Source organism: Armatimonadota bacterium (assembly GCA_016125185.1).
Classification (GTDB): Bacteria; Armatimonadota; Fimbriimonadia; order Fimbriimonadales; family Fimbriimonadaceae; genus Fimbriimonas.
Window position 1 is genome coordinate 151,065 of record WGMG01000009.1, and the last position, 18,108, is coordinate 169,172.

Annotated in this window: 19 protein-coding genes; 10 read left to right on the forward strand and 9 right to left on the reverse strand. The window is 59.4% G+C overall.

Features of this window, described 5'->3' with window-relative positions; translation table 11 throughout:
• Positions 1–4 precede the first annotated feature (4 nt).
• Positions 5–1,321 (forward strand): DUF21 domain-containing protein, encoded by a 1,317-nt coding sequence (locus GC165_19915; protein MBI1335137.1) that lies wholly within the window; start codon positions 5–7, stop codon positions 1,319–1,321.
• Here the strand turns inward: GC165_19915 and GC165_19920 are convergent.
• The 4 genes from GC165_19920 to def all read right to left on the reverse strand — a co-directional run bounded on the left by GC165_19920 (position 1,318) and on the right by def (position 4,838).
• Positions 1,318–1,908, reverse strand: a complete 591-nt coding sequence (locus GC165_19920) for a hypothetical protein (protein ID MBI1335138.1) — start codon at positions 1,906–1,908, stop codon at positions 1,318–1,320. The two genes, GC165_19915 and GC165_19920, sit on opposite strands and share 4 nt — an antisense overlap.
• 90 nt (positions 1,909–1,998) lie before the next feature.
• Positions 1,999–3,348 carry a hypothetical protein gene (locus GC165_19925; protein ID MBI1335139.1) on the reverse strand — a complete coding sequence of 450 codons (1,350 nt, stop codon included), beginning with the start codon at positions 3,346–3,348 and terminating at the stop codon, positions 1,999–2,001.
• Positions 3,349–3,405: 57 nt separating this feature from the next.
• Positions 3,406–4,344 (reverse strand): methionyl-tRNA formyltransferase, encoded by a 939-nt coding sequence (locus tag GC165_19930; protein MBI1335140.1) that lies wholly within the window; start codon positions 4,342–4,344, stop codon positions 3,406–3,408.
• Entirely contained in the window at positions 4,311–4,838 is a 528-nt protein-coding gene (def, locus tag GC165_19935) for a peptide deformylase (GenBank protein ID MBI1335141.1), read from the reverse strand. The genes GC165_19930 and def overlap by 34 nt, the downstream gene beginning before the upstream one ends.
• A gap of 40 nt (positions 4,839–4,878) precedes the next feature.
• Between def and GC165_19940 the strand changes: the two genes are divergently transcribed.
• Complete coding sequence (locus GC165_19940) at positions 4,879–5,832, forward strand: prolyl oligopeptidase family serine peptidase (GenBank protein MBI1335142.1); 954 nt, start codon at positions 4,879–4,881, stop codon at positions 5,830–5,832.
• Positions 5,833–6,307: 475 nt separating this feature from the next.
• On the opposite strand, the gene tnpA is transcribed toward GC165_19940, so the two are convergent.
• On the reverse strand, positions 6,308–6,748 hold the full coding sequence (gene tnpA, locus GC165_19945; protein MBI1335143.1) for an IS200/IS605 family transposase: 441 nt from the start codon (positions 6,746–6,748) through the stop codon (positions 6,308–6,310).
• 334 nt (positions 6,749–7,082) lie between these two features.
• Between tnpA and GC165_19950 the strand changes: the two genes are divergently transcribed.
• Positions 7,083–9,011, forward strand: a complete 1,929-nt coding sequence (locus tag GC165_19950) for a hypothetical protein (protein ID MBI1335144.1) — start codon at positions 7,083–7,085, stop codon at positions 9,009–9,011.
• Here the strand turns inward: GC165_19950 and GC165_19955 are convergent.
• Positions 8,999–10,138: a phenylacetic acid degradation protein gene (locus GC165_19955; GenBank protein ID MBI1335145.1), complete on the reverse strand. Its 1,140-nt coding sequence runs from the start codon at positions 10,136–10,138 to the stop codon at positions 8,999–9,001. The genes GC165_19950 and GC165_19955 overlap by 13 nt on opposite strands.
• Before the next feature lie 264 nt (positions 10,139–10,402).
• Here GC165_19955 and GC165_19960 point away from each other — a divergent pair, with 264 nt between their 5' ends.
• The 3 genes from GC165_19960 to GC165_19970 all read left to right on the forward strand — a co-directional run bounded on the left by GC165_19960 (position 10,403) and on the right by GC165_19970 (position 12,814).
• Positions 10,403–11,797: a hypothetical protein gene (locus GC165_19960; protein MBI1335146.1), complete on the forward strand. Its 1,395-nt coding sequence runs from the start codon at positions 10,403–10,405 to the stop codon at positions 11,795–11,797.
• Positions 11,798–11,951: 154 nt separating this feature from the next.
• Positions 11,952–12,320 (forward strand): hypothetical protein, encoded by a 369-nt coding sequence (locus GC165_19965; GenBank protein MBI1335147.1) that lies wholly within the window; start codon positions 11,952–11,954, stop codon positions 12,318–12,320.
• A gap of 62 nt (positions 12,321–12,382) precedes the next feature.
• Positions 12,383–12,814 (forward strand): hypothetical protein, encoded by a 432-nt coding sequence (locus GC165_19970; GenBank protein MBI1335148.1) that lies wholly within the window; start codon positions 12,383–12,385, stop codon positions 12,812–12,814.
• On the opposite strand, the gene fahA is transcribed toward GC165_19970, so the two are convergent.
• A complete protein-coding gene (fahA, locus tag GC165_19975; protein MBI1335149.1) occupies positions 12,811–14,055 on the reverse strand; it encodes a fumarylacetoacetase in 1,245 nt (414 codons plus the stop codon). The two genes, GC165_19970 and fahA, sit on opposite strands and share 4 nt — an antisense overlap.
• A gap of 4 nt (positions 14,056–14,059) precedes the next feature.
• Entirely contained in the window at positions 14,060–14,941 is an 882-nt protein-coding gene (locus tag GC165_19980) for a hypothetical protein (GenBank protein ID MBI1335150.1), read from the reverse strand.
• Between the two features lie 101 nt (positions 14,942–15,042).
• Between GC165_19980 and GC165_19985 the strand changes: the two genes are divergently transcribed.
• From GC165_19985 to GC165_19995, 3 genes are read left to right on the forward strand one after another with little or no spacing between them, the layout of a single operon-like run.
• Positions 15,043–15,618 carry a response regulator gene (locus tag GC165_19985; protein ID MBI1335151.1) on the forward strand — a complete coding sequence of 192 codons (576 nt, stop codon included), beginning with the start codon at positions 15,043–15,045 and terminating at the stop codon, positions 15,616–15,618.
• An 11-nt stretch (positions 15,619–15,629) separates the two neighbouring features.
• Positions 15,630–16,118 (forward strand): HIT domain-containing protein, encoded by a 489-nt coding sequence (locus GC165_19990; GenBank protein MBI1335152.1) that lies wholly within the window; start codon positions 15,630–15,632, stop codon positions 16,116–16,118.
• On the forward strand, positions 16,108–16,764 hold the full coding sequence (locus GC165_19995) for a uracil-DNA glycosylase (GenBank protein ID MBI1335153.1): 657 nt from the start codon (positions 16,108–16,110) through the stop codon (positions 16,762–16,764). Before GC165_19990 ends, GC165_19995 begins: the two co-directional genes overlap by 11 nt.
• On the opposite strand, the gene GC165_20000 is transcribed toward GC165_19995, so the two are convergent.
• Positions 16,761–17,399, reverse strand: coding sequence for a hypothetical protein (locus GC165_20000; GenBank protein MBI1335154.1), 639 nt, complete (start codon positions 17,397–17,399; stop codon positions 16,761–16,763). The two genes, GC165_19995 and GC165_20000, sit on opposite strands and share 4 nt — an antisense overlap.
• Positions 17,400–17,430: 31 nt before the next feature.
• Here GC165_20000 and GC165_20005 point away from each other — a divergent pair, with 31 nt between their 5' ends.
• A complete protein-coding gene (locus tag GC165_20005) occupies positions 17,431–17,940 on the forward strand; it encodes a DUF488 family protein (protein ID MBI1335155.1) in 510 nt (169 codons plus the stop codon).
• Positions 17,941–18,108 lie beyond the last annotated feature (168 nt).

Below are 18,108 nucleotides of genomic sequence, written 5' to 3' on the forward strand. Positions count from 1 at the left end.
ACCCATGACCGAAGGCTCCCCCCCAGGCGGCATCGGCCCGAACATTGCCATTTCCATCCTGCTCCTCGTCGGGAGCGCGTTCTTCGTCGGCGGTGAGTATTCGCTGGTCTCGATGCGCCGTTCGCGCATGGAGGCGCTCGCTAAGAAAGGAAGCAAGAGCGCCAAAGACATCATTAAGATTTCGGAAAATCTTTCCCCCTTCATCGCCGGTACGCAGATTGGCATCACGATGATCGGCGTGGCGATGGGCACCTTCACCGAGCCGTTCGTCACCAACATCCTCACTAGCCAGTTTTCGGGCCTCGACCACCGCTTCACGCAGGTCATTTCATTCGCGCTCGTCCTCTTCTTCCTGGTCGTCTTGGGTGAGTTGATCCCCAAATACATCGCGCTGAAGTACCCCGAGCGGTACATCTTCGTCACGTACCGGCCCCTCGGCTTCTTCGTCAAGCTGTTTTCCGCCATCATCTGGTGCGCCCAGGGCGTCTCCCAGTTCTTGCTGAAGCCGTTAAAGATCGACATTCGGGAGACTGGCAAGGAGACCATCGCCAAGGAAGAACTGGTCATGATGATCCAGTCGACCACCACCGAAGGCGTGCTGGAAAAGGCGCACGCCGACCTCGTGTCGCGAGCCCTGCGGCTCGACGCGCTGGTGGCGCGGGACATCATGGTCCATCGCCTTGATATCAAGTGGCTGGACCTCGACCTCTCGGCCAGCGAGGTGATGTCCAAGATGTCACAGGTTCGCTATTCGCGCGTACCCGTCTGTCGGGGTGATATCGACGACATCGTGGGCATTGTATACACCGTCGACCTTCTGCGAGCGTATTCGACGGCTGAATTCGACCTCGAAAGTCTGGCCCGGCCGTTCATCGCCATCCCGGAGAACCTGCCGATGGAGCGCATTGTGCAGACCATGCGTGAGAACAACACCCACGTCGTGATCGTGCTGGACGAATACGGCGGCACGAGCGGCCTGATCAGCCTGGAAGACGTGGTCGACGAAGTATTTGGCGAGCTCCAGGACGGCCCCGAAAGTGAGCGAGCGACCATCGAAGTTCTCGCCAATGGACGCGTTTCTGCGCGGGCCGAGGTTCGCTACGACGAACTGGTGAGCCGCCTTGGCTTGGACCTGGACATCACAAACAAGACCGATTCGCTCGCGAACATGATCATCGAAAAGCTGGAACGCATTCCTCGTCCCGGGGACGCTATCGAGACCGACCTCGGCTCGCTTCGCGTCGAGAACATGGCGCGGAGACGCATCACCCGCGTCGGCATCACGATCAATCCTCAGCTTTTGGAAGAAAAATCGGGCTAAACCCCAGGCGGCGGCTCGTCGATCATCTGCATGCGCTTGGCGATCGAGACTGCATGGTCCGACACATGCTCTAGCGCGTGGAACACTTCGATCGTCCGCACCAGCCCACCGGCGTTGTTCGCGTCTTCCTTGAACATCTCCAGCAGTTGGTCGCGGGCTCGACTGTAAGCCGAATCCACTTCGTTATCGCGATCCACAATCGACCGCGCAAGGTCAGGATCGAATTCGGAGTAGAGCCGCAACGCGCTCATGAACTGCAGGCGAGACACCTCGCTCAGCTCGTTCAGTTGCTTCTTCATCGTCGCCGGGAAGTTCGTCCCCAGCTTTAGGCTCCGCCGCGCGAGCTTGACCGCGTCGTCGGCGACCTCCTCGATCTCGCCGACCACGCCGAGGGTCGACACTAAAAAGCGAAGATCGGATGCAACTGGACTCTCTTGGACGACGAAGGTGATCGCCTCCATGATCGTCTTTCGTTCGGCAACGTCGACAGCATCGTCTTCGCGAATAACTTCATTGGCCAGCCCCGGATTCGAAGTAATCACCGACTCAGAGGCCTTGCGCACCATTTCGTGCGCTTGGTTCCCCATAGCAATTACATGGCTTCGAATGTCGAGCAGCCTTTCTTCGTAGTGAATTCGCACCGTCTTTCTGTTCTTAACATTATGACGGTAGAAATCTTATTTGTATTGGGGTGAAAACAGCGGGGTCGCAAAGTTGCCGGAACTTCCGGTCAGATTCTTCACATCCGAGCCGTTACTCGTAGCGAGGAAAATCGCCTGCTTGCCGCCATCTTCCTTCACAAACGCGATCTGTCGTCCATTGGGGCTGAACGTTGGGTCGGTCACAATTCCCGGAACCAACAGCGACGCGCCCTGAATTCCGTTTTCGACAAACGGGCAGGAGTTCAGCGACGTGACCTCCATGTTGCCTTCGCCCTTGTACTTACCGGCCAGGAACATCATCGAGTTGCCGTCCGGCGAGACCACCGGCGACGCAAAGCATAACTCTTTGTTCGGGCTCGCGCCAATCATCTGCATGCCAAGGTTGCCACCCTGATCGACGGTGCGGAGAATGGCGTTGCTAAATCCGTACTTGATGGGCTTGCCATCCGGCCCTTCGACCGGGTTGCCCTGATCGTCGAGGATCGGAAGCACGTCGGTGAGGGTGAAAACCAGTCCGCCCGAGACCGGATCGACTGCGATGTTGATCTTTTCGGCGATGAAGACGAGTCGCGGAGGTCGCATGCGCCCCTGATCATCCGGCTCCGAATCCTGCACGATCAGCGATTCGCCGCGGTCCTCGCGCTTCATAACCGCCGCGATGTAGCGGCGATGGCCGAACCAGCGGGCCGTCTTAAAGCTCTGGCCGTACCGCTTGTACAGCACTTCGAAGGTGCCCGTCTGGCCGCCCTCGGGATCCGAACTCGTCTGCTTGCTCGGCGGCATCACCGGCGTGCTCTTCGAGGTCTTCGGTTCAAATCGGTGCACGGTTCCCCGGACGATAACTAGGCCCATCAGGTCGCCCTTGCCGGTTTCCTGGGCGTCGAAGCTGAGGTCGCTTCGGCTGGCGCGGTCCACCGACCGCTGATCGGGGTCGCCGTTGCTGGCGGGGTTCCATCGGAAAATCTGGTAGCCGGAGTTCATCCGGTCGCTAATGAAGAAAAGTCGGTTGCCGTCCGGCTGCCAAGCGAGGTCGCGGTCGGTGTTTTCCGCCGTATAGCCGCTCGAAGCCGTCACCTTGCCGCTGGGGTCGATGACGACTGCCTGCGAACCCTCGTCCAGCTTGAGCGCCGCGATCATCTTCGAGGAATCGATCGGGAAGATGATGTCGCCCTTCTGGCCGACGAACCAATATAGGGCGTAACTGATGCCCACCAGCAAGATCGCCATGATCGCCAGTCGCTTGGCGGTTCGGGGCCGAATGCCTGTGCGAACCTTCTCTTCGACGGCGGATGCGGCCGGAGTCGGCTTGGGTTCTTCAGCCGCGGTTTCTTCGGCTGTTGTCGGCTCTTCTGTCGGTTCGCTCATGAGGTTCTACTAAGGGATTATGTCATCGTGGCGGAATTCGGTTCCAGATTCCGGTTCTCAGGCAAGGCTATCTCCCACCGCCAGACGCCTTCCCGCCGCCCATGCGGCCCCGCTCATCGCGGGCTTTCCTTCGGGCTGCACGGTGTGGAGTTCCAGGCTTCCGCCCTCGAAGGCCACGGTCAAAGGGTTGAGGGCAAGAATTCGGCCATTCGCTCCAGTCGCCTCGCCGCGCCGAGCCTCTTTGATCTTGAGCCGCCCCTGGTTTGTGTTGAGGAAAACGGACGGGGCCGGGGTGAACGCACGGAAGCGGTTGTACTCCTCGACCGCACTCCGCTCGAATTGAAGTTCGGTCTCCGTTCGGTCAATTTTGTTTGCGTAAGTCGCCTGGTCGTGGTCCTGCACCTCACGCGGATAGTTGCCGACCGCCAGCCGGTCGATCCACTCGACCACCAGATCGCGAGCGATCTCGCTCAGGCGTGTCTGAAGCTCGCCATAGGTTTCGTCTGGGCCGATGGGCGTCTTGGCGATGGCGATCATGTCGCCGGTATCCATGCCCTTGTCCATCTGCATCAGCGTTACGCCCGTCTCGGCGTCGCCGTTGAGGATGGACCGTTGGATCGGTGCCGCACCGCGATAGGCGGGCAGGATGGAGCCGTGCAGGTTGATGCCGCCGTTCTTGGCCGTCTCCAAAAGTCGAAGCGAGAGAATTTGGCCGTACGCCGCCACCACGTGGACATCGGCCTCCAGCGCTGCCACCTGCTCCACAAACTCGGCGGCCCGAGCCTTCTCTGGCGTCTCGACCGGCAATCCCAATTCCAATGCGGCCTGTTTGACCGGGCTCGGGTGGAGCTTCATGCCGCGCCCAGACGGACGGTCGGGCTGGCTGACGACCAGCACCACGTGCGGAGCCAGCGCCCGCAGGGCGGGCACCGCGAAGTCATTGGTTCCGAAATAAACGATTCTCACTCGGCGTCGAATTTGTCCGGGTCGGTCCAGTGCAGCGTCGCCAGATCGACCTTATCGGTGAAGAGGATTCCGTCGAGGTGGTCGATTTCGTGTTGCACCACCCGCGCCGGCATGCCTTCCAGTTCGAAAATCAGCTCGCGACCCTTGCGGTCCATCGCCTCGACCTCCACAAACTGTGCGCGCTTGACGTCGCCGTACAGGCCGGGGATCGAAAGGCACCCTTCCTGGCCGATCTGCTCGCCGTCGGCCTTGATGATTTTGGGATTGATGAGCGCGGTGGGCTTGAAGTCGAGCGGCGCGATGACGATAATCCGCTGACTGATTCCCATTTGCGGAGCGGCGAGACCGACGCCGTTGGCCTTTCGCATGGCGCGCATCATTTCGTTAATGATGAACTCGGTCTTTTTGCCAAGCTTGGCCTCGGCCGCGACCCTGCGCAGGACCGGATCGGGAATCTTGACGATGGGGCGCTCATCGTTGCGAACGTATAGGTGCTTATATTCGTCCGGAACGACGATCTCCATGCTCTCTATTGTGGCTTAAAAAAAGGGTTAAATTCCGGCTATGCCGCTCGTGGACATGCCGCTCGACGATCTCCTCCAGTACAAGGGGAGGAACCCGCGTCCCAGCGATTTCGATTTCTTCTGGAACGACGCGCTCAAGGAGTTGGCCGACACCGCCCCCCTGCTGGAGATCACCAAGAAGGACTTCCCCTCCTGCTTTGCCGAGTGCTTCGAGCTTCGGTTTCGGGGCACGCGCGGCGGGAGCGTGTTCGCCAAATATGTGCGGCCCAAGGGCAAAAAGGAGTGCCCGGTGCTCCTGCGGTTCCACGGCTACTCTGGCAATAGCGGCGACTGGCTCGGGCACCTCTCGTGGGCGGCGCAGGGCTTCGCAGTAGCGTCGATGGACTGCCGCGGGCAGGGCGGCTACTCGGAAGACACCGGTGTGTATTCGGGCATGACCCTTCGCGGTCACATCGTGCGCGGCCTGGACGGCCCGGCCGAGCAGATGTACTTCCGTAACGTGTTTTTGGATACGGCTCAGTTGGCGCGAGTCGTGGCCGACTTCGACGAGGTCAATCCCACGCGCATTGGGGCGACGGGCGGCTCGCAAGGCGGAGGGTTGACCTTGGCTTGCGCCGCGCTGGCGCCGGTCAAGAAGTGCGCGCCGGTCTTCCCGTTCCTGTGCGACTACAAGCGGGTGTGGGAAATGGACCTGGCCAAGGACGCCTACGACGAACTGCGCTACTTCTTCCGCTCCTTCGACCCCCGGCACGAGCGGGAAGAGGAGATCTTTATGAAGCTGGGTTACATCGACAACCAGCACCTGGCGACGCGGATCAAGGGCGAAGTGCTGTTGGTGGGCGGCTTGATGGACACGATCACCCCGCCGAGCACGTACTTCGCGGCGTATAACCGAATCACGGCGAAGAAACGGCACGTGATCTACCCCGACTTCGGCCACGAAGGTCTGCCGGGTAGCGACGACCTGATCTGGGAGTTCTTCGCGGATCTGTAAGGTCGAAGTTTGATGCGACCCACAAGGGGTCGGTTCGGGGTCACGCCATCCAGGGTCTGAGCTACGCGCCGACCACCTGGCTACCAGATAGGACCCTCCGGGTCCGCCCGCTCAATGAATCCAGAGTCAATCCAAGGGCTATCAAATTGCTAACCGATGGGAGTTCGCCTGCAGAATTCACCGATCCGAAGGATCGTATCTGGTAGCCAGGGTGTGCTTGCACCCCTGGACTTGCCACCCCAACAAAACGACCCGGATGGGTCGCATCAAATCCCTCACAATTGTCGAACAATAGTGAGAAAGACGTCAGCGAAGCTGGGATTCACCTGTGCGATATCAAACCACAAACGCGCTTGACCACCAGAAACGTGCCTCACGACCGAGCCCGATCCGTAGGATCGTATCAGGTAGCCAGGGTGTGCTTGCACCCCTGGACGAGCCACCACAAAACCACGACCCGGATGGGTCGCATCAATTAGTCCAAAAGAGCTTCATCGAACTCAATTCCGGCATACCGAAGGAGTTCGATGAATTCTTCTCGGAACGACTTTTTCTGATGGTGCTCGGCCTGATTCTCGATGTATTTCTTCACACCGCCAAGCCGTTCTGGACTTACCGAAAAGGCACCATAACCTTCTTGCCAGGCGAAATCCCGTTGGCGCTCGCGCATCCAGTGGGACGAAGCCTTTTTGACTTCCCTCACAAGATCTGAAACGCTCTGAGTCGTCCTCATTCCAAACAGGAGATGAACGTGGTCGGCAACCCCACCAACGATGACCGATTGCGCCCCGAGTCCATTGACCGTTCCACCGAGGTAGCGGTGAACCTCATCAATGACGTCGGGGTGGAACGACGGATGCCGCCCCTTGGTGCTATACACGACATGGACGTGGAGGCTGGCATATGTCGAAGGCATTGTTGGGACATGTTATCCGATGCGACCCACAAGGGGTCGATTTGGGGGCGTACTGTCCAGGGGTCTGCGCTCCGCGCCGACCGCCTGGCTACCAGATTGGACCCTCCGGGTCCTTGAACTACATGAACACCCATTCAAACGTTATCGATGACCAAACAAGGGGATCCGTCACCGGATTGGACCGATCCGAAGGATCGAATCTGGTAGCCAGGGTGTGCTTGCACCCCTGGAACGGACACGATTACGGCCACGACCCGGATGGGTCGCATCAAATCACTCAAAATCTCAAACGACTCAACCCGCCAAACCTGAGCCATAATAGAGGAACACCAGGATGGTCTTAGCCAATTTCGCCCTTGGCTTGCAAATGATGTTGCGCCCGGCGCCTCTTTTCGCCGACCACATGGTGCTACCCCGAGGTTCCTCGGTTCCCGTATTCGGCCTCGGCATCCCCGGCAAGACCGTCGAAGTCCAATTCGGCACCTTCAAATCCCAAAGCCTCGTCCAGCCCGAGGGCACCTGGAAGGTCGTGCTTCCACCCCAAGCCCCCGGTGGGCCGTTCACGATGAAGATCAAGTCGGCCGGGCAGGTGACCACCATTTCCGACATTCTCGTGGGCGACGTGTGGCTGTGTAGCGGCCAAAGCAACATGGAGTGGCCCGTCTCGCGGTGCAAGGAGGTCGACGAGATGAAGACCAAAGTCGACTCCGAGATTCGCCAGTTCCGCGTCGTGCGACAGAGCGTCGAAGCTCCCCTGCGCGAGGTGCGCGGCAACTGGGTCGTTGGTTCGCCGTCATCAATCGGCAATTGGTCGGCCATCGGCCTCGCCTTCGCCATCGAGGTCCACCAGAAGATCAAGATTCCCATCGGCCTGATCCAAGCCACCTGGGGCGGAACCCGCATCGAAGCCTGGATGAGCCAGCGGTCGCTTGAATCCGATCCCCGCCTGAAACCGCTGATCGACGAGTACTACGCCAATCTCACCGGATTCCAGAGCCGCCTGAACCAATGGCAGTCCGCCGCCGACGCCTGGGACGCCAAAAACGAAAAGAAGGACCCCGGCAACGCGGGATTCGACAAAGGCTGGCACCGCCCCGAATTCAACGACAAAGACTGGGCCGACATCTCGCTCCCCGAGCCCTGGGAGCAGGACGAAACCAAGGACGTGGACGGCGCGAGTTGGTACCGATTCCACTTCAAGCTCCCCCGCGACTGGGAGGGCAAGGGTCTGCGCCTCGAACTCGGATTCATCGGCAACGACGACTCGACCTACGTGAACGGTCTCAAGGTCGGTGGCACATTTGGAAAGCTGAAGGGCCGCTCGTACTACCTCGGCCCCGGAGTGATGCGCGAGGGTGAAAACGTCATCGCCGTGCGTGTGTGGAACCGCTCCGGCGAGGGAGGAATCCTTGGCCCCAACCTCAAGCTCGGACCCACCGACGGGGGCGCCTACATGGACCTCGCCACCACCTGGAAGACCAAAAACGAACTGGTCATCGAGCCGTCCGACGACCCCGCCAACAAGCGGCCAATCCGGCCGATGGGCCCCGGCGACCGCAACGCCCCCGCCGGAGCATTCGACGGCATGATCGCTCCGATCATCCCCTATGGAATCAAGGGTGTTCTCTGGTACCAAGGCGAGAACAACGTCGGCCAACCCGACGCCTATCGCACCGCCTTCCCCACCCTCATCGACGACTGGCGCGCCCGATGGAGCAAACCCAATCTGCCGTTCTTCTTCGTCCAACTTCCTGGCTACTCGCGGGCGGGCGAGCCCGACAAAAAGCAGTGGGCCGAACTTCGCGACGCCCAGCTATCCGGCCTCAACCTGCCGTACGTCCGCATGGTCGTCAGCATCGACCAGGTCGATCCCGACACCATCCATCCGATCAAGAAATACGAGATCGGGCGGCGATTGGCCAACCTCGCGCTGGCCCAGGTGTACGGTTCCGGCGCTTACGCCTTCAGCCCCATTATTGGCTCGGTCAAGCTCAACGGAAACTCGGCGCGACTGATCTTCGAAAATGCCTATCGCGGACTCAAATCCGCCGACGGAAACCCGATCCAGGGCTTCGAGGTCCTGGGCGACGACGGTGAATGGCATGCGGCCACCGCCGAGATCATGAGCCCCGCGGTGGTGGTGAAGGCCAAGGGCATCGACGACATCAAGGGCGTGCGCTACTGTTGGAGCGACGACCCGCGCGGCAACCTGGCCAACAGCGCCGGATTGCCAGCGGTGCCCTTCACCCGTCAGGGTTCCTGATGCCCGACGACCTGAATCGGCGTGCTGAGTGTGAAGCTCTTACCGTCGATCTTGTACTTCGCCTCGACGAACAACGCCGTCCAGCGGTTGGGGTCGAACTCGGTCGTCAGGTCGTGCTTCGGCTCTAATCGGGCCTCTTCCCACTTCGACGGTCGGAAGTCCTTGGTATCACTAGTCGCCTTCCAAATCACGGTCGAATCCGGCTTGGTCGAACCTTTATCGAGCTTGAAGGTTGCCCAGTTATGATCGCGATCCAGCGACATCGTCGCGCCCAGCTTCGGCATCTTGAACTGGCCTGACAGCGACCGGGCGAACGCGCCCACCGACGAAACCACGCGGCCCTTGTCCTCCAATCCGTGACCCGAGTTCGGAACCTCCAACAGCCACTTGGGCTGGTGCAGGTCCTTCCAGTAGACCGAAGTCGAGTTGACCGTCCAATAAGGATCATTGGTGCCGTTCACGATGAGGGTCGGAACCTTGATCTTGTCGCGATAGGAATACGGGTCCACCATGTGCATCAACTGAGCGCCGTCCGGGGTCTCCAGCTTGGCCTGCAGCCCGCGGTGGGTGTAGTCCTTGATCATGTCGCTGTACTGCCCCCAGTCCTTCATCTGCTTCTCCATTTGGGAGTCGAACTTGAGATTGTCGAACACCATCGGCGCGATGCCCGCGATGCGCTTGTCGCCCGAGGCCGCCGTCAGCCAGGTCGTCCACCCGCGCTTGCTCGCGCCCGTGACCACAAATTTGTCGAACGTCATGCCGTTCTGCTTGGCGACTTTCTGCACCACGTTCATCGACGAAACCGCCGCCTTCGTCATCGGGAACAGCAGGGGCCAGGTGTCGTCTTTGGTGTCCAAGAACTTCTCGAACGTGTGGGCGATCAGATCGTCTTCCTTCATGTCCCAAAGCGGCTGATTGGGGATGTTGAAGAGCATCGCGATGGGCATTCCCGTAGCCGCCGAAAGCAGGTTCAGGTCTACGTAGTCGCCCTTCTTGGGCCCGTCGCCGGTGATGTACAGAATGGCGGTTTTGTACTTCTCGGCGCCCTTCGGCACGAAGAGGAGAATCTTGTGAACCCACAGCGTTTCGTGCCATTTTTGGCTGGCAAACTCAATCACATAGGTCATGCCCTCCTTTGTGACTTTGGTCTCAGGCAAACCCCGTTCGGGAGCGGCGAGGAAGCGGTCCAAAGGGGACGGCGACGCCCAAGCAAAAGAGGCTAACAGTGCGATTTCGGCCAACACGTTCCTTTAGACGTCCAATTAATAGGGGAATTTTTCACAACCCCGTCAAACTTAACCCTTTTTGCTTGACAATGGACGGTATCGGTGCGAAAATACAGCATCGGTTATGCTGTCTCACGATGGCAGGACTACGAGGAACTTAGGGGAATGCTGAATCGCTTTACAAGCATTAAACGAACGATGGCATTGGCTGGTGCCGCCGCCCTCAGCGCGGGATCGTTCGCATTTATGTTCGATACGAACATTGTTATTGAACGTGCGCTTAACAGCCCGACACTGACGGTCAAGTACGACGGAGCCAACGCTTCGCTCGTCGAGCTTCGCATCAACGGCGAAAGCTTCGCAACCAAGAACGTCAGTGCGACATCGAGCAAAGGAGAACTCTCCTTTACCTTGACCGTCTCCGACCTGAAGGACGGGGATAACGATGTTGAAATTCGACTTTACGACAAGACCGGCAAGGTCATCGGCTCCGAAAAGCAGACGATGGTGACGGATCAGGGCAACAAGGGCCCGATCTACATCTCCTCGCCGAAGCAGGGCGCCAGCGTTCAGGGCATCACCGAAATCAAGCTTGGTTTCGGCCGCGAACTCAAGAACATCTGGGTCAGCTTCTTCGTCGATGGTGACCACAAGGACATCTCGAACACGCCGCCTTACGTGTACACGTGGGACACTCAGAGAGAGTCCAACGGATGGCACACCGTCGAGGCGTGGGCTGTCGATCCAGATTCCAACACCTACAAGTCCAAGCAGGTTCGCGTTTTCGTCAACAATCCTGGTGGCCGCACCAACCGACATAGCCTCGGCACCACCGAGCCGGCTGTCGCTACGGGCACCAACAAGGCGACCGTAACTCCGCCGGAACCGGCCAAGCCGACCAAGGTCGATGCTCCGGCTAAGAACCCGGTCAAGGTTGACAAGCCGATCGAAACCAAGGTCAACCCCACCGCTCCGGTCGAGGTCACCCCGACGAAGAATCCTTCGAAGGCGACCATCCAAGATCACAAGGGCAAGGTTGACGGTTCCGTCAAGGTTGGCAGCGCCATCCCGATGGGCAATCAGGACATGATGCCGACCGGTCTGCGCATCGCCTCCGCGAAGAGCTTCACCTCCAACGTTCCGAACTTTGCCGCCGAAGCCGCCGCTAAGGCGTTCAGCGTCGAGAAGGGCACCCGGTTCAACGGCGTGACCTCGTTCAACGTCCTCTACAACGGTCAGTACGTCGAGTTCGACGTTCAGCCGCGAGTGGACGACGGCGTTCCAATGACCCCGTTCCGCCACCTCCTCGAGAAGGCAGGCGCTAGCGTCGATTGGAACAACGGTCAGAAGGTCGTCACCGCCAAGGGCGATGGTACGGACATCTGGCTGAAGGTCGGCGACAGCACCGCGAAGATCAACAACAAGTCGTTCTCGCTGGAACTCGCGCCGTACATCGACCGAGGCCGAACGATCGTCCCGCTGAGCTTCATGAAGGACGCTCTGAACGTCGACATTCAGTTCGACCCGACCACGGGCCACGTTCTCATCACCAAGAAGTAAGAACGCGAATAGCATTCCCACCGGGCCAAGTTCAGCCGAACTTGGCCCGGTTTGTTTTGGATACCTGGATGATTCCCCCTGTAATTGTGGAAAAAGACTTCCGATAAGTAAATGTAAATCAGCCTGGGGCTGAGCATCGGATAGGGGAAATCTTTTGAATCTTGCATACAATTCAGATAAGCGCCGGTACGTGCGGTATGAACTGCTCGACTACGCGGTGATGACCATCGACCAGGGCAATAGCCCGATCAATATCGTGATCACCGATATTGGACTGGGTGGCATTCAGATTCGATCCAAAGCCGAACTCGTCTCCAGCACCCGCTGCGTGATTCACGTCGCTTGCATGGACGGCACCAGCCTGGACCTGCGCGGCGAGATTCGCCACGCGACGAACGTTCCTAACTCGGACCTCTATAGCGCCGGTGTGCGCTTTGTGCCGGAGAACCACCACGAGCGAATGGCCGTCGCCGAGTTCGTGCACCAGGTCTTCCAGCGACAGGCCGAAGAACTGGCTAGCTAAGAACTTTTTCGCAGAGCCCAGTGGCGATTTCGCCATCGGGCTTTTTTGTTTATAATGCGCCCATGACCGACGCCGAATGGGAGGGGCTCTTGCAGGAACTCGACGCCCATCGACAGCATATCGAGGCGTGGGAGCCGGATGCGCCAAAACCTGATGCCGCCCGATGCGTGCAGTCTCGCCATCGCACGCTCGCCCACCTGCGCGCGTGTCAAGAAACGTGGCTCGCCGCCTGCCTGGCGTTTGCAGAGAGGCCCGGAACAAGCCTGAAACTGCTCCACCCGTGGCGATTGTTCGACCAACAATCGTACGCGCTGGTCTCGTGGGACGAGCATCGACGCGCCTTCCTCGCCGACCGTCAGAGGCTACTGGAGCTACTTCGGACCTGCAACCGAACCATTGGCGGCAAGGTGAACGGAAACTCGTACACGATTGAAAGCCTCATAGCTGGGCGCGTCGTCGCCCACGAACGCCACCACCTCTTCGATCCGCGCTAAGCCGGTTCGATCGTGCCGCTCACGCTTCCAAACCCAACTCGGAAGCCATCGCCCTGGCAGTAGCCGGTCAGCACCAGCGTGTCGCCATCCTCAAGGAAGGTCCGCTGGACACTGCCGACCTGCAACGGCTTGGTGCCGCGCCAGGTCAGTTCCAGCATGGACCCGAACGAGCCTTCCAGCGGACCGCTGATCGTGCCGCTGGCGTACAGATCGCCCCACCCGAGCGGAGTGCCGTTCGACGCTTGATGGGCAAGCTGTTGGTCGAACGACCAATACAAGTATTTCGCGTTCGAGGTCGAAATGTTCTGGCCGTTGGCGTCGCCATTCGGCTGAAGATAGACCTCCAGCTTGATGTCGTACCGCAACGGCCGCTTCGTCGCCAAGTACGGCAACGGCTCGGGATCTTGCTCCAAATCATTCAGGCGGAATGGTTCCAGCGCATCCGGCAGCACCACCCACGGCGAGACCGACGTGGCAAAGCTCTTGGCCAAAAACGGCCCAAGCGGCACATATTCCCACCGCTGGACGTCTCGCGCCGACCAGTCATTGACCAGCACATAGCCGAGAATGTAATCGGCAACCTCCGAGATCGGCACTGGCTCGCCCATCGCGCTGGGACGCCCGACAAAGAAACCCATCTCCAGTTCGAAATCCAGTTCCTTCGTCGGACCAAAGGTCGGCAGGTCGTCATTCGCGCCCTTCGTCTGCCCCTTCGGACGGCGGATCGGCGTTCCGCTGACAACCACACTCGACGCTCGCCCGTTGTAGCCCACCGGCACGTGGCGATAGTTCGGCAAAAGCGGCGGCATGTCGGGCCGGAACATCTTGCCCACGTTCGAAGCATGGTGGATGCCGGAATAGAAATCGACGTACGCTGGCGGATTAACCGGCAACAGCAGGCGCGCCTCCGAGATCGGCGTCATCGCCCCCATGCGCAAAATTTCGTTGTCGCGAAGGCGCGGGTTCGATTCTTCAAAGATCTCGTACAGTCGGTGCCGAAGGTCCGAAAGCTCCTGATTCGTGAACTCAGCGAAGGCGTCCAGATGCACGTTGCGCGGCACATCGAGGATGCCCGCATCGCGCAAAGCCGTTAGATCGACCGCATAGTCGCCAATCGCAGTGGCCAAGGTGACGTTCCGACCGGCGGGCGCCAACAGCGCAAACGGAAGATTTTGAATCGGAAAATGCGACGTGGCGTCGTAAGGCACCCACGAGCGAGCATTCGACGGAACGATGAACATCTTCTTACCTCCTCAACCCAGCTAAACCCTGAAGCGGCTCGTCCAACGAGCACGAGCCAAACGATGTGAAGAACGACCGAGCGTCGTCGAGTTCGTCCTCCCCTAACACCCTACCCCGAAACGCCAGTCCGTCGCGGACGCTCCACTCGCTCGGGTCGGCTGCGCTCAATACTTCGGCCATCTCTCGCACCGTCGCATCGTCCGTGTACGCCATCGAGGTCGCCATCAAAATATTGAGAAATCCATGCGCGAATGCCCCGTTGCTGGCGTCGGTATGCGCGATCGGCTCATGCAAGCCCGCCGTCAGTTTGAATTCGATCTCCAAGTCCACGCACCCTTTGATGACCGTCGCCAACTGCTCCGGCGTCGGGTAAGCCTCTTTGGCCGCTCCACCCGTGCGGAACTTGGCTCGTGCCCATTCATGGCTGGCGATTTCCGCCAACGCGTCGTCGATCGGCACATTCCATGGCAGTTCGACGAAAATGTCTGCCTCTTTCGATAGAGCCTTCAGCACTCCCAAGGCATCCGTCATGCGCCCAAGATCGGCGATGCGCGATTCGTACGTAGCCGCGACGAGGTTCGGCGCGATATCAACGGCGGTGTTGTAATCCTCCACGTCTTGCTCTCGCGCCTGAAGCCACGCATCCCATGAGTCGCTTGGCCGACCTATCAGCGCGAGTTCGACTTCGTCGTTCCCGCCCGACAGCCGGGCAAGCTCGCTGAGATTTGTACAAGACCACGCCAAATAACCGAGAATCCAGGATTCCCTCCCTGCCCGATAAGTCTTATAATTCGAGTAGGACTCGGAAGCCGTCAACGCCGCCGGTGGAAAAGTACCTGCGTAATCAACGATGTTTTCCAGATACCGGATGTCGGTCGAAGCCACGCCTCAGTTTATCCGACCAGAAGCGAAGGGCGTCACACAAGGTATCTTTATGACTTATAATCAATTTCCACGCCGGGGTGGATTTTTCCCAGAGAAAGAAAATGTCCAATACACGAGTCTTAATCGCAGATGACGAACCGATCATCCGTCTGGACCTCAAGCAGATGCTGGAGAGCCTGGGGTACGAGGTCATCGGCGAGGCTGGAGACGGAAAAGAGGCCGTGAGCCTCGCCCGTGAACACAAACCCGACGTCTGCATCCTCGACGTCAAGATGCCCGTCATGGACGGCATCGAGGCCGTCGACATCATCACCGAAGAAAACATCGCTCCGACGATCCTGCTCACCGCCTACTCCGACAAGGAACTCATCGAGCGCGCAAAAGCCGCCGGTGTGTTCGCCTACCTGGTGAAGCCGTTCAAACCGAGCGACCTCGCGCCGACCATCGAAGTGGCCCGCGCCCGATTCGAGCAGAATGTGCTCCTCGGCAAGGAAGTTTCAAACCTGACCGAGCGGTTGGAGGCCCGAAAGGCCATCGACCGCGCCAAGGGAATCCTCATGGATTCGCAGGGTCTGAACGAGGCCGAAGCCTATCGACGCATCCAGATTCAGTCGATGAACCTGCGCAAGACGATGCGGGAAGTCGCCGAAGCGATCATCCTCGCAAAATCGATCTAGCCAGGTCCAACATGAACGAGAATCTCTGGGCCCCTTGGAGAATGAAATACATCGAAAGGGCCGGAGGCTCCGGAAATATTTTCGTCGATCTGCCCGCCGAACAGGATGACCGCAAAAACTTCATCCTGTATCGCGGGCAGTTTTGCTTCATGATCCTCAACGCCTACCCGTACACCAGCGGGCACCTGATGGTGGCGACCTACCGCCAAACCAACGAACTGCCCTCGATGTCTGACGACGAACTGCTGGAGATCAACCAACTCCTGGCCAAAGCTGTTCGATGGCTAAAGACCGCCTTTAATCCTGACGGATTCAACATCGGCGTCAATATCGGAAGCGCCGCCGGGGCCGGAATCCCCATCCACCTGCACTGGCACGTCGTCCCGCGTTGGGGCGGTGATACGAATTTCATGACGACGGTAGGAGAGGTCCGCGTCATGCCCCTCACGCTCGAAGAAACTTACGACAAACTAACCGAGATCATCCGAAATGACCCTTGACGACCTCCGTGGCGAAGCGATCGAATGTCAGGCTTGTGGCCTGGCCGAGCGGCGCACCAATGTGGTCTTCGGCGAAGGCAATCCCCGATCTCCCCTCGTACTCGTCGGCGAAGGGCCAGGTGACAATGAGGACAAAACCGGACGACCGTTCGTGGGCAAGGCGGGCCAACTGCTGGACAAAGCCCTGGCCGACGCCGGGCTCAGCCGCAACGACGTTTACATCTGCAATACGGTGAAGTGCCGCGCGGCCGACTGGTCGACTGGACGACCTCAGAACCGTCCGCCCACCGAAGAAGAAACCCTCGCCTGCCGCCGCTGGCTGATCCCCCAACTCGCCGTCATCGCCCCCAAGGTCATCCTCTGCGTCGGGGCTCCCAGCGCCAAAAACCTCATCAAAAAGAACTTCGCCATCACCCGTGAGCGCGGCCAATACTTCCCTTGCGAGTTCTCCCGCACCGCCATCGCGACTCTGCACCCAAGCTACATCCTGCGCAACCAGTACGGCGGAAGCGACGGCGGGTACGCACTCCTGGTGCAGGACATTCAAAAAGCCTGGATGGCCGCCCAGCGGTTGGTGAATAGGCCCGAAGAGCCAAAAGATGAACCCGCCGCGGAAGACGAAGGCGAGCAGCTCGAACTATTCTAAGCCGATTTACGCATCTGCAGAACCGGATGCTCACCCAGCAGTTCGATATCGAACTCGGGCCCAAGCCACTCCGCCGCCATGCCGCTCAACTCGATCGTGTGTGGACCGGCGTGAACTGCCAGTTCCATCGTGGTGTTCCAAAGCTCGCTCAGGGCGACGGTCGATCCCAACCCGACGGTCGGAATGATGTCGGCGTGAATGCCGAATCGCGCGTGAGCCTCGATGTCTTTGTTGGCCACAAACAACTTCACTGCATCGCGGATGTCCAACGCCGCGCCCGCTGTCAGCATCAACGCCTCTTCGGCGATGCGCTGTTCGGTCGCCGCCACCATGTAGGTGCTCTGGTACGTGCCGACCTTCTTCAGGGCGTGGCGCGAGACAATCCCGTCGAGAAGGACCCATAAGTCGCCCAGCCAAGGCTCGTGCGACGTCACCGGACCCTTCTCATTGTAAACCTCGACCACCAGGGCCGAAAGCAGCAGTCCATCCCGTGTCGATGGAACGCTCGAGTGAAGCTTTTTAGCTTCGGTTTCCGTTCGTGTCTGAGTCTTCACGCGCCACCAAGCTGCCGACGCTAGCGTCGTCGCGGCAATCCCCGCACAAGCAGCATAAAGTTCGACGGATGCACCCATCACGGGTTGGGTCTTCCATAATGGAGGGGAATTCATGACGGGTGAAATACCAGTCCTCTACACCGCCGGCTACGGAAACCGAGGCTTCGATGGCTTCATCAAGCTGCTGAATCGCTACGGCGTAACGCACTTGGTCGATGTCCGCGCCGTACCCCAAAGCTCGTATTGGGAAGATTTCCGACGCGAGAACCTGATGGACCTCGTACCCGCCCGTGGCCTCAAATACGTGTACATGGGTGACACCCTCGGCGGGGTACCCAATTCGGCGGTGCTTTGCAAAGAGCCGGACACGGTGGACATCCAGCCGCTCTTTGCCGACCCTGAACTGCGCAAGGGGCTCGATGCGCTCATGAAAGCCACGGATCGCCCGGGCCGGGTCGTATGCCTGATGTGTGGGTGCATGCGCCCGCACGCCTGCCACCGTTCACGCCTTCTGGGCCGCGCCCTGCTCGATCGCGGCATCGATCTACGCCACATCGACGCGGATGATGAAGTGGTCCGTCAAACCAACCTCGACCTAAGCGAACAGTTGCACTTGTTTTAATATGGCCGCAAGCCGCAAGCCGCAAGCCGCAAGCCGCAAGCCGCAAGCCGCAAGCCGCAAGCCGCAAGCCGCAAGCCTTCGTAAAACGAGGCTATCTCTTATCTAAGTGATTTCGTGACTGAGAAATGAATTAGCAAAAGAAAACTAGTACCATTCGCCCGGCGGGAC